The 11,762-nt window shown below is 63.8% G+C and carries 9 protein-coding genes; 2 read left to right on the top strand and 7 right to left on the bottom strand.

Features of this window, described 5'->3' with window-relative positions; all coding sequences use genetic code 11:
• From QU606_RS23780 to QU606_RS23750, 7 genes are all read right to left on the bottom strand, one after another.
• Positions 1-861, bottom strand: a complete 861-nt coding sequence (locus QU606_RS23780; RefSeq protein WP_024076359.1) for a branched-chain amino acid ABC transporter permease — start codon at positions 859-861, stop codon at positions 1-3.
• A 68-nt stretch (positions 862-929) separates the two neighbouring features.
• The gene (locus tag QU606_RS23775) at positions 930-2,132 is read right to left on the bottom strand and encodes an ABC transporter substrate-binding protein (RefSeq protein WP_304997588.1); all 1,203 of its coding nucleotides are present in this window, start codon (positions 2,130-2,132) and stop codon (positions 930-932) included.
• Between the two features lie 133 nt (positions 2,133-2,265).
• Positions 2,266-3,033, bottom strand: a complete 768-nt coding sequence (locus tag QU606_RS23770) for a FadR/GntR family transcriptional regulator (RefSeq protein WP_150296323.1) — start codon at positions 3,031-3,033, stop codon at positions 2,266-2,268.
• 115 nt (positions 3,034-3,148) lie between these two features.
• Positions 3,149-4,768, bottom strand: a complete 1,620-nt coding sequence (locus QU606_RS23765) for an alpha/beta fold hydrolase (protein WP_304997587.1) — start codon at positions 4,766-4,768, stop codon at positions 3,149-3,151.
• Between the two features lie 101 nt (positions 4,769-4,869).
• Positions 4,870-6,285, bottom strand: coding sequence for an efflux transporter outer membrane subunit (locus QU606_RS23760; protein WP_024076355.1), 1,416 nt, complete (start codon positions 6,283-6,285; stop codon positions 4,870-4,872).
• Positions 6,278-8,251, bottom strand: a complete 1,974-nt coding sequence (locus QU606_RS23755; protein WP_304997586.1) for a MacB family efflux pump subunit — start codon at positions 8,249-8,251, stop codon at positions 6,278-6,280. Before QU606_RS23755 ends, QU606_RS23760 begins: the two co-directional genes overlap by 8 nt.
• A 1-nt stretch (position 8,252) precedes the next feature.
• Complete coding sequence (locus tag QU606_RS23750; protein ID WP_024076353.1) at positions 8,253-9,422, bottom strand: efflux RND transporter periplasmic adaptor subunit; 1,170 nt, start codon at positions 9,420-9,422, stop codon at positions 8,253-8,255.
• A gap of 345 nt (positions 9,423-9,767) precedes the next feature.
• On the opposite strand from QU606_RS23750, the gene QU606_RS23745 reads away from it, so the two are divergent.
• Together QU606_RS23745 and QU606_RS23740 are read left to right on the top strand one after the other, a co-directional pair.
• Positions 9,768-10,250 (top strand): sigma-70 family RNA polymerase sigma factor, encoded by a 483-nt coding sequence (locus QU606_RS23745; RefSeq protein WP_024076351.1) that lies wholly within the window; start codon positions 9,768-9,770, stop codon positions 10,248-10,250.
• Positions 10,251-10,369: 119 nt separating this feature from the next.
• Positions 10,370-11,707, top strand: a complete 1,338-nt coding sequence (locus QU606_RS23740) for a lysine N(6)-hydroxylase/L-ornithine N(5)-oxygenase family protein (protein WP_069076592.1) — start codon at positions 10,370-10,372, stop codon at positions 11,705-11,707.
• The last annotated feature ends 55 nt before the right edge of the window (positions 11,708-11,762 follow it).

The raw sequence follows: 11,762 nt of genomic DNA, 5'->3' as shown, positions 1-11,762 counted from the left end.
TCAGGCTCTCCCGAACAGGCCGTAGGGGCGCACCAGAATCACCGCGGCCATGGCGCCGTAGATCATCAGGCTCGCACCCTGGGGCCAGAGTGTGGTCATCAGGCTTTGCACCACGCCCACCAGCAAACCGCCCACCAGCGCACCGCTGAAGGAACCCATGCCGCCGATGACCACCACCACAAAGGCGATCCCGAGAATTTCCGGCCCGACAAAGGGTTGGGCACCGCGCAACGGTGCGAACAGGACGCCCGCCATGCCCGCCAGGCCTACGCCGAGGGCAAAGGTCATGGAGAACAGCCGGAAGATATTGGTGCCCAGCAGCGACACGGTTTCGGTGCTCTCGCTGCCGGCGCGCACCAGGGCGCCAAAGCGCGTGCGTTCCAGCAGCAGCCACAGGCCCAGGCCGACCAGCCCGGAAAACAGAATGAGGAACAGGCGGTAGTAGGGGTAGACGAAATCACCCACCACCAGCACCCCGCGCAGCAGTTCCGGCACGGCCACACTCTTGCCCACCGGGCCCCAGATCATCACGCTGGCCTCCTGGATGATCAGCGCAATCCCTAGGGTCACCAGGATCTGGAACATGTGCGGCAGGTGATAAATCCGCTGGATCAATAATCGCTCGATCACCCACGCCAGCGCGGCCACCACCAGCGGCGCGAGCAGCAGCGCCAGCCAGAAGTTGCCGGTGAGGCTCACGGCGGTGTAGCAGATGTACGCGCCCAGCAGGAAGAACGCGCCGTGGGCGAAGTTGACGAAGTTGAGCAAGCCGAAAATGATCGTCAGCCCGACCGCGATCAGGAAGTAGATCATCCCCAGGCCAAGGCCATTGAGTATCTGGAACAGGTAAAGATTAAGCATGCACAAACCCTCGAACAGGTGGCCGCGCGAGCGGCCCTGCCGTGTACAACCGGTGATGTTTTAGCGGATCAGGCGAGCGTGCAGCCCGTGGCGTCCACCGGCGGGAACGACTGGCCGGCGCTGAGTACCTTGGCCAGGTCATCCTTGTCGGCCATCTCGCCAGCGGCCTTGCCAACCAGCAGGTAGTAATCCTTGATCACCTGGTGGTCGCCGGCGCGGATCGATTCCTTGCCGGTCGGGCCTTCGAAACTCAGGCCCTGCATGGCCTTGGCCACGGTCGGCCCGTCGAAGCTGCCGGTGGAAACAATGGTGTCGAGCATGACCTTGGTGCTGATGTAGTCGGCGGCCAGCGGGTAGGTGGGGTTGATGCCGTACTTGGCCTGGGTCAGCTTGACCAGTTCGCGGTTGAGCGGGGTATCGACCTGGTGCCAGTACTGCGCGCCGAGGTACACGCCTTCCAGCACGTCGCTGCCCAGCTCCTGGAACTGGTCGAGGCCGGCGGACCACACCAGCAGGATTTTCATGCGTTCCTTGATGCCGAAGTTCACCGCCTGGCGCAGGGTGTTGGACGACTGGCTGCCGAAGTTGAGCAGCACCAGCACGTCGGGCTTGGTCGAGATGGCGTTGGTCAGGTAGCCGGAGAATTCCTGCTCCTGCAACGAGTGATAGCTGTTGCCGACATGTTCCAGGCCGTGCTCCTTGAGCACGTTTTTGGCGCCTTCGAGCAACGCTTCACCGAACACGTACTGTGGGGTGATGGTGTACCAGCGCTTGGCGTCCGGCAGCAACTTGATCAGCGGCACCAGGGTTTCGCGGATCGCGCCGTAGGTGGGCACCGACCAGCGGAACGTGGCGGCGTTGCAGTCCTTGCCGGTGACCTCATCGGCGCCCACCGGTGTCATGAACACGCCGCCGGCCTTGTCGACTTCCTTGGCCACCGCCAGGGCCGACGATGACAGCGTACAGCCCTGGAAGAACCGCGCGCCGTCCTGCTGGATGGCTTCCTGGACCTTGCGCACGGCCTTGCCGGCGTTGCCTTCGGTATCGATGACTTTGTAGTTCAGCGGGCGGCCGAGGATTTCGCGATGTTGTTCCACCGCCAGGCGCGAACCCATGTCGGCAAATTTGCCATAGCTGGCAAAGGCGCCAGACATGGACTTGAGGCCGTAAAAGGTAAAGGGCCCGGCGGCAAATGCCGAACGCACACTCAGCGGGAGGCTGAGGGCGGCGGCTGCGGTGAGGCTGGCTTTCAATAACGTACGACGCTGCATGGGGTGACTCCCTGGTTTAGTTATTGGCAGGAGTAGCAATGGCGATACGGTGGAGCAGGGCCTGTGGGCAGGCCTGTTATTGGGGCGACGCGGTAGCTGGGTTGGAACAGGGTCAAACGCTGGGAGGAGGGTCTTAAGAGTGATCGAACTCCAGTAGAAAATGCGGGCTGACCTGGCCTTCGAGGGCGGTCATATGGTGTTCGGCGTCGCACATGTGTTCATGCATCAGGTTGCGCACCGCGCCTTCGTCGCCTGCACGAAAGGCGCTCAGCAGCTGCTTGTGATAGTCGAGGTTGGCCGCGTCGAACTGTTTGCGCTTGGGCTTGTAGGCTTTTTTCAGCACCACCAGGTCGCGCAGCAGGTCGTTGAGAAACTGCGCCATGAAGCTCAGCAACGGGTTAGGGCAGGCCTTGGCCAGCAGGTTATGGAACTCCAGTTCCGCCAGGCGCTGTTCGCGCTGGCCGGCTTCGCTGTCTTCCGGGGCGCTGCAAAAATCCACATTGTCCTGCAGGGCCTGGTAATCGGCTTCACTCAGGCGCCCGAGTACCGACACTGCCAGTTCCACCTCGATCACCTTGCGCAGTTGATACACCTGCTCGCCATCCAGGTGCTGGAAGTGCAGGTAATTGCGCAAGGCGCGGCTGGCCGGTTCAGTGCCGGCCTGGTTCAGATACGCCCCGCCACTGGGGCCGGTGCGCGTACTCACCAGGCCCTCGACCTCCAGCGCCTTGAGCGCTTCACGGGCCGAGCCCTTGGAGCATTGGAAGCTTTCCATCAGCTCGCGCTCGGTGGGCAGGCGGTCGCCGGGCTTCAGCGCATCGGTGACGATGGAGCGCTTGACCGACTCGACAATCACATCGGACAGCTTCTGGCGTTTGCGGCGTAGCGGGCGAGTCAGCATGGGGTCGATTTATCGTATTAATGCGGATAAATAGCACTTAATAACGATTGGGCCGGGGCGTCAACGCGAGGTGTCGTTTCTGGTGCGAAGGGGTCGCAAATGGGTGCGGGGAAGCTCACTGCAAGGTGGCATCGGTGCACACCGTCGAACGGGGTGGCTTGGTGCCGTGCATCAGGTAGTCCCCGACCCAGCGGTTCACGCAGGCACTGACTCCGCTGAACGAAACCCCGTGGACATAGGCGTCCTTGAGCTGCACGCGACTGGCCGGGAAGGTGCGTTCAAAGGCCCAGGCGGCACCGGTGGACGGGGCATGGTCGTCGAATTCGGCTTGCACCATCAGCAGGCTGTCGAGCTGTGCCAGTGCCTTGTGCGGCAGCGGGGCGGCGGTTTTGCGTGGCCAGGTCGTGCATTGGCGAGCTTCGAGGGCACTGCCGGCGACGGGGTGTTTGGCGAGGGATTCGGACTCTTTCTGCTGCCACTGTTCTTCGCTGGAGTAGACCGAGTCATTGCACAGGATGGCGGTTTTTACCGAGTCGGCAGCCGACATGCGCAGCGGCCCCGGCTTCGGCACGTTGGCCTGCAACGGTTCACGCACGCGCTGCAGCAGCAGGCTGAACATTGCCTTGGCCCGCTGTTCGATCTCGGCGTCAGGGCTGAATAGATACGCGCGTGCCCGAGCCTCCAGCGTCAGGTCATCGCTGTCGGGGGCTTCCCGCAGCCAGCGGCTGAGCACGTGGGCCCCCATCAAACCGGCGGGGTCGCTGTAGTAGCGGTTGTTGGAGCGCAGGGCCGTGCGCACACTGGGCAGCAGTTCCATGAAGACCCTGCGCACCGCCACCGGTGAATCGCCCAATTGGTAGAGCCCTGGGTAAAGGGCGGCGGGGGTGGCGACGAAGCGATCGAAGATCTTTTCCTTTTCGCTGGCCACGATAAAACTGGCGTGCTCGAAGGTGGACGTCCAGTTCAGGTTCGAGTCGAGCACCATGCGCCCGACATGGGCCGGGAACAGGCCGCCGTACCAGGCGCCGAGCCAGGTGCCGTAGGCGTTACCCAGGTAGTTGAAGCGCAGTTCGCCCAGTTGCTTGCGTACAAACTCCAAGTCGCGGGCCGTTTGCTCGGTGGTGATGTAGGGCGTCAGCGGATGGCTGGCGCAGGCTTGGGCGATCAACCGTGCGTTGTGGCGCACAGCGGCCAGGTTGGCCTCGCTGCGGTCTTCGCTGACGTCCCCTTGCGGCACGATCTTGCGCTCGGACTGACACTCCAGGCGCGACCCTGGCAGGCTGCCCAGGCCCCGAGGGGTGACTTCGACCACATCATAGGTGTCGGCCAGCTCGCGGTAGGTATCGCCCCAGTCGGGTTGCCGGGCGTAATGCTTCCACACCGTCGCCAGGTGCACGGCGAAGGCGCCGCCCGCATCGAGCCCCGGCCCGCCAGGGTTGGCAAACAGGGCGCCCTGGCGAGACAGCGGTTGCTTGGCGCCGACGCGCGTGATGTCAAAACTGATGCTGCCGCGCTCAGGGGCGGCGTGGTCGAGGGGCGCGGTGACGATGCCGCATTGGGTGCGTTCGATGACCTCCGGGTCCAGGCGCTCAAGCGCGGGCTGCGGGCAGTCGAGAAACCATTCGATACCGAAGGCGGAGGGCTGCGCCTGGGGGTGGCCGACGGAGGGTATGAGGGTGGCCATCAGGACCAGGCAACGGAAGGTGATGGCGCTGGCAGTGGTCAGGGATTTCATCTGCGGTCCTGGTCAGTCGGGAGAGTGACTTTTTTACCAAGGACCGCACGCTTAAAAATGTAGGAGGAAAAAACAGCGCGTGTATGAAATGCGAATTTTGTTTATCGGATGTCGGAGTGCCAGCCGCCCCCCAACGCTTTGTACAGCGCAATACTGGCCTGCAGGCGTGACAGCCGCAGCTGTACGTCCAGGTCCTGGGCCGTGTACAGGGTGCGCTGGGTTTCCAGCACCGTGAGCAGGTCTTCGGCGCCCGCCTGGTAACGGCTTTCGGCGATTTGGAAGGCGGTCTGCGCCTGTTGCAGCTCTTCGCGTTGCCATTGGCGTTGCTGGTCCAGGCGCGTGATGCTGCTGAGGGTTTTTTCCACATCGGCAAAGCCGTTGATGATTGCGCCGCGATAGGTTTGCAGCAGTTCATCCTGGCGCGCGCGGGCCTTGTCGCGTTCAGCCCTTAAACGGCCGTGGTTGAAAATCGGCCCGACCAGCCCGGCGGTCAGCGTGTAGTACGGGCTGCGCAGCATATCCGCGGCCTTGTAGGCGTCTGAGCCGAGCGTAGCGCCAAGGGTCACCTTGGGCAGCAAGGCCGCGCGGGCGATGGCCACATTGGCTTGCGCGGCGGCCAATTCGGCCTCGGCCTTGGCCAGGTCGGGGCGACGGCTCAGCAATTGGCTGGGCACACCCGCACCGATACTCGGCCAGGTCAGCGTCGCGAAAGACTCTGTGCCCAGGTCCAGGGCTTGCACGGGTTGGCCAAGCAGGGTCGCGAGGGTGATGCGCGACTCTTCGGCGACTTGCTGGATCAGCGGCAGTTGCCGTTGCTGGCTGGCGACCAGGCTTTTCTGTTGCGCCAGCTCCAGGGCGGTGGCAGAGCCGGCGTCGTAGCGAGTCTGCACCAGGGCCAGCACGTTGCGCGCATTGGCCAGGTTCAGCTCGGCGATCTGCTCGCGTTGGCGGGCGGCGAGGGTCTGGGCATAACGGTCGGCGACGTTGCCGAGCAGGGTCAATTCCACTGTGGCCTGGTCCGACTCGCTCGCGCGCAGGCTGTACAGCGCGCTGTCCCGGGCGGCGGCGCGGCCTCCCCAGAAGTCCACTTCATAACTGGCGGTGAAATTGGCGCCGAAGTTCTCCACGGTATCGTCGCTTTGCGAGGCATCCAGGTCCGGCCCACCCTGGCCGCGCAACAATTTCTGGCGGCTGGTGGTGAGGTTCAGATTCACCTCGGGCAGCAGCGGCGCACCGGCAATCACCGCCGTCGCCTGGGCCTGGCGCACCCGTGCCATGGCGGCGGCGACGTCGAAACTGTCACGCCGGGCCTGGTCGATCAGGCGGTTGAGTTGCGGGCTGCCAAACTGGGTCCACCAGCGTTGGTCGATGGCCTGGGCTGCGTTTCGCTCGGCGTATTGCCAGGCAGCCGGTGCTGCGATACCGCTGTCCACGGCGGGGGCAGGGCCGGTGCAGGCGTTGAGCAACAGGCACAGGCTGATGACTGACACGTGCGGCAGGGGGGAGGGTTTATTCACTGGTCAATGCCTTAACCGGATCGAGCCGGGCAGCTTTACGGGCCGGCATAAAGCCGAAGACGACGCCGGTGACCAGCGCACAGCCAAACGCGCCGAGCACCGCCACCAGGGAAAACTGCACCGCGACCTGGGCCAGCAGCAACAGGCCGCCCACCAGCAGCGCCAGGGCGATACCGCACAAGCCGCCGACCACCGAGAGCATCACCGCTTCGGTGAGGAACTGACGCAGGATGTCGCGCTGGCGTGCGCCGGTGGCCATGCGGATGCCGATTTCGCGGGTGCGCTCGCGCACCGTCATCAACATGATGTTCATCACGCCGATGCCGCCCACCAACAGGGAAATCGCCGCAATCGAACCGAGCATCAGCGACAGGGTGTTCTGGGTGTGGGCTTCGGCCTGGATCATCGCGGCGTTGTTGGTCAGTTCATAATCGCGCTTGCCGTTGTGCAGTTTCTGCATCAATTGGTCGATGGCCACTTCGGCGTCATGCACCTTGCGCGCATCGGCGGCGGCAATCACCACGTATTCGGGGTTGTAGCTGCCGAACAGGCGCACGCTGGCGGCGCTATAGGGAATCGCGATGCGGTCGTCACTGTCCTTGTTTCCGGAGGTGGCGCCTTTTTCCGCCAGCACGCCGACCACCTGGAATGGCACGTTTTCGATCAGGATGTACTGCCCGATCGGATTGACCTGGGCCTTGAACAGCTTCTCGCGGATGCGATGGCCGATCACCGCTACGGTGGCGGCGGCCTGTTCGTCGGCGGCGGTGAAGTAGCTGCCCTCGACCACGGGCCAGTTGAAGATCTCCGGGAAATTGGTGTCGTTGCCGCCCACATAAGCCATGTAGTCGACGTTGCCGTAACGCACCCCGGCCTCGGTGCCGTTGACCGGCATGATGCGCTTGACCTGGGGCAGGCTGGCCAGGGCCGCGACGTCGTTGAGGGTCACGATCCCCAGCGGTGTGCGTGGGTTGGGTGACGAGCCGCTCAGATACAGAATGTTGGAACCGAACGCGCCCATCTGCGCCATGACCTGGCGCTTGCTGCCTTCGCCGACCGCCAGCATCACCACCACCGAGGCCACGCCGATGATGATCCCGAGCAGCGTCAGCGCGGTGCGGAAGCGGTTGATCCACATCACCCGCCATGCGGCTTGCACCGCGTCCAACAGTTCAGCCTTCCACGCGCCGTTGTGTTCGGCACCGTCGATCAAGCGTTGGCGCAGGTCCACGGCTTGCAATGCGTTGCGGCTGGCGGTGGCCGCGACGTAATGTTCATCGGCGGCAGAGTCGCTGATGATCAGGCCGTCGCGAATCTCGATGATGCGGTTGGCGCGCGCGGCCACTTCGCGATCGTGGGTGATCAGGATCACCACGTGGCCCTGGCTCGCCAGTTCGTCGAGCAAGGCCATGACCTCGGCGCCGCTGTGGCTGTCGAGGGCGCCGGTGGGTTCGTCGGCGAGGATGATATGCCCGCCGTTCATCAGTGCGCGGGCAATCGAGACGCGCTGTTGCTGGCCGCCGGACAGCTGGTGCGGACGGTTGCCGGTGCGCTCGGCCAGGCCCAGGCGCGTGAGCAGGGCGTTGGCGCGGGCGTGGCGTTCGGCGGCGCTGAGGCCGGCATAGATCGCCGGCATCTCGACGTTTTCCTGGGCCGTGCCCGACGGGATCAGGTGGTAGCCCTGGAACACAAAGCCGAACGCCTCGCGACGCAGCCAGGCCAGTTCGTCGCTGCCCAGGTGCGCGACGTTTTCCCCGGCGAACAGGTAGTCGCCTGTGCTGGGGCGGTCGAGGCAGCCGAGGATATTCATCAGCGTGGACTTGCCGGAACCGGAGGCGCCGACGATGGCGACGAACTCCCCGGCATGGATCGACAGGTCGATCCCGCGCAGCACGTCGACCTGCGGGCTATCGCCGCCGCCGTAGGATTTGCGGATGTGCTTGAGTTCGATCAGGGGCGTGGTCACGTCAACCCCCACTGCCGTCGAGCGGGCCGATCAGCAGGTGATCGCCTTCGTTGAGGCCGTCGAGCACCTCGACCCGCAAGCGATCGCTGAGGCCCAGGCGCACTTCGCGCTCCTCGATACGCCCTTTTTTCGTGACCACGCGCGCGATCTGCCTGTCGGCGCGCGACGTTCCCTGCAATGCCGCGACGGGCACGGTCAGCGCATCCCGTGCCTGGCCGGCGACAAAGAACACCTGGGTGGTCATTTCAGCCATCAGCGCGTTGTCGGGGTTATCCACATCCAGCAGCACCGTGTACAGCACAACGCGGCCGGTCCCGTTTTTGCTGGAGCTGGTCGGGCTGCCACTGCCCTGGGTCTCATTCAGCGGTTTGGGGGGAATCGGCAGGATTTGCCGCACGGTGCTGGTCCAGCGGCGGTTGCCGCCGCTCAGGGTGGTGAAATAGGCCGTCATGCCGGGTTTGACATGGCCGATATCGGCTTCCGAGACTTCAGCCCACACCGTCATCGGCGACAACTTGGCGATGCGCAGGATCAACGGCGTCTGCTGCTGCGCGTTGAGGGTCTGGCCGACGCGCGCATCCACGGCGACCACGGTGCCGGTCATCGGCGCATAGATGCGCGTATAACCCAACTCGGCTTCGTCACTGCGCAGGCTGGCCTGGGCCTGGAGAATCTGCGCCTGGAACATGGCGACCCGGGCCTGGGTGGCGCTCAGTTCGGCCTTGGCGGTTTGCACGTCTTCTTCGCGGGTGGCATTGCCGGCGGCCAGGCGCTGCTGGCGCTGGTACTTCTGCTGCGCCAGTGCGTGCTGGGCCTTCTGCTCCTGCAATTGGGCCTTGAGGTTTTCGATGGCGTAGCGGCTGGCGTCGAGCTTGGCCTTTTGCGTCGAAGGGTCGATCTCCACCAGCAACTGGCCTTCCTGGACCTGGTCGCCGGCCTCGACATGGATCTTGCGGATCTGCCCGGACGCCTGGGCGCCCACATCCACGTAGCGCCGCGGTTGCAGGGTGCCCAGGGCGGTGACGCTGTTTTCGATATTGCCGCGCGTGACGGTGACGGTCGTCAGATTGTCGGCGCCCTGGGGCAGCACCTGCCAGGCGGCCACGGCGATGATGGGAAGCAGGCACGCGGCAGCGAGCAGGGCGCGTCGGGCGGGGCGAGGGCGTTTCATGCTTTGGTTCCAGCCAGGGAAGTTCGGGCCGCGATTGCGGGGGGCTGACAGTTAAACGAGGGAATTGCCCGAAGATTTAGGCGGTTACACACGCAGATAGCGCTATGGCGAGTAAAAAAATCGCCGATGGGTGCAAGACTTCTTTAAAAGTAGATGAGAATTACTATAAATTGCACGCAGCCAAACTGCCATTACTGAATGGCCCGTATTTGTGTAGGAGCGAGCGTGCTCGCGAAGAGCTCAAGGACGCCGCGTTCACTCTGGTTTCCCGCGTTATCGTTGACGTACTTCGCGAGCACGCTCGCTCCTACAGCACCTAATGCCGCCGCCCGTAGGCCGGGAGTCATGTTGGAAAACTACTATCGTGAGCTGGTGTGTTTCCTCAACGCCAAGCTAGGCAACCGCCAGGTGGCCGAAGATGTGGTGCATGACGCTTATGTGCGGGTGTTGGAGCGCACCAGCGAGACGCCCATCGACCAGCCTCGAGCCTTCCTGTACCGCACGGCGTTGAACCTGGTGATCGACGGGCACCGGCGCAATGCCTTGCGCCAGGTTGAGCCGCTGGACGTGCTGGACCATGAAGAACGGTTTTCCAGCTACGCGCCCCACACCAGCCATGATCAGGCCCAGCGCCTGGAGTTGCTCGAACGGGCGCTGGCCGAATTACCCGCGCCGTGCCGCCACAGCTTCCTGCTGCGCAAACTCGAGGGTTTGTCCCATTCGCAAATCGCCGAACGCCTGGGTATTTCACGCAGCCTGGTGGAAAAACACATCGTCAATGCCATGAAGCACTGCCGGGTCCGGATGCGTGAGTGGGACGCGCACTGATCGGCGATCGGTTAAATTTTATTTCATTGTCCTCGTTTCCTATCAACACATGACCTGTTGTGCAGGTCTTGAAGGTATTCCCGCCCCACCGCCACGGGGCTTATCCAGAGGACACTGGAATGACACAGGCAATTGCTTCGCCCGCGGTTCACGACCTGATCGGTATCGGTTTCGGCCCTTCGAACCTGGCGCTGGCCATCGCCCTGCAGGAGCGTGAAAAGACGCAGGGCAAACTGGACGTGCTGTTTCTCGACAAACAGGCTGATTACCGCTGGCACGGCAATACCCTGGTGACCCAGAGCGAACTGCAGATTTCGTTCCTCAAGGACCTGGTGACCCTGCGCAACCCCACCAGCCCGTACTCCTTCGTCAACTACCTCAAGGCCCATGACCGCCTGGTGGACTTCATCAACCTGGGCACCTTCTACCCGTGCCGCATGGAGTTCAACGACTACCTGCGCTGGGTCGCCGGGCAGTTCCAGGCCGTGGGCCGCTACGGAGAGGAAGTGCTGGCCATCGAGCCGATCCTGCATCAACAGCAGGTCGAGGCGTTGCGGGTGATTTCCCGTGATGCCCAGGGTGAGCAGCATGTGCGTACCACCCGTGCGGTCGTGGTCAGCGCCGGTGGCACGCCGCGGGTGCCGGAGGTGTTCAAGGCCCTGAAGGATGATGGCCGGGTGTTCCACCATTCCCAGTATTTGTCGCGCTTGGCCCAGCAGCCCTGTGTCGACGGCAAGGCGATGCGGATCGCGGTGATCGGCGGCGGCCAGAGTGCGGCCGAAGCCTTCATCGACTTGAATGACAGCTTCCCGTCGGTGCAGGTCGACATGATCCTGCGCGGCTCGGCACTCAAGCCGGCCGATGACAGCCCGTTCGTCAACGAAGTGTTCTCGCCGGCCTTCACCGACCTGGTGTTCCAGCAGGCCGGCACCGAGCGTGAACGCCTGCTCGCCGAGTACCAGAACACCAACTATTCGGTGGTGGACCTGGACCTGATCGAACGCATCTACGGCATCTTCTACCGCCAGAAAGTCTCCGGCATTGCGCGCCATGCGTTCCGCACCATGACCGTGGTCGAGAAGGCCACCCCCGGTCCGTTGGGCATCGAACTGGCCCTGCGCAACAACGCCACCGGCGAAACCAGCGTCAGCCACTACGACGCGGTGATCCTGGCCACCGGCTACGAGCGCCAGATGCATCGCGAATTGCTGGCGCCGCTGGAGGAGTATCTGGGTGACTTTGAAGTGGCGCGCGACTACCGCCTCGTCACCGATGAGCGCTGCAAGGCCGGCATCTACATCCAGGGCTTCAGCCAGGCCAGCCATGGCTTGAGCGATACGTTGCTGTCGGTGCTGCCGATTCGTGCGGATGAGATTGCAGCGTCGCTGTTCGAGCATGATCGTCATCGTGGCCAGGGCCGCTCGGTGCAGGACCGGCTGCTCGCCGCCGCCAGCTGACCCCCTTGCAGGAGCGAGCTTGCCGCGAAAACCGTCGACGATAACGCGGGCATTC

The sequence above is a fragment of the Pseudomonas sp. OVF7 genome, from assembly GCF_030644265.1.
Lineage (GTDB): Bacteria > Pseudomonadota > Gammaproteobacteria > Pseudomonadales > Pseudomonadaceae > Aquipseudomonas > Aquipseudomonas gorinensis.
Note: the sequence above shows the minus strand (reverse complement) of the source record. Positions and strands in the feature narration are given on the sequence as shown.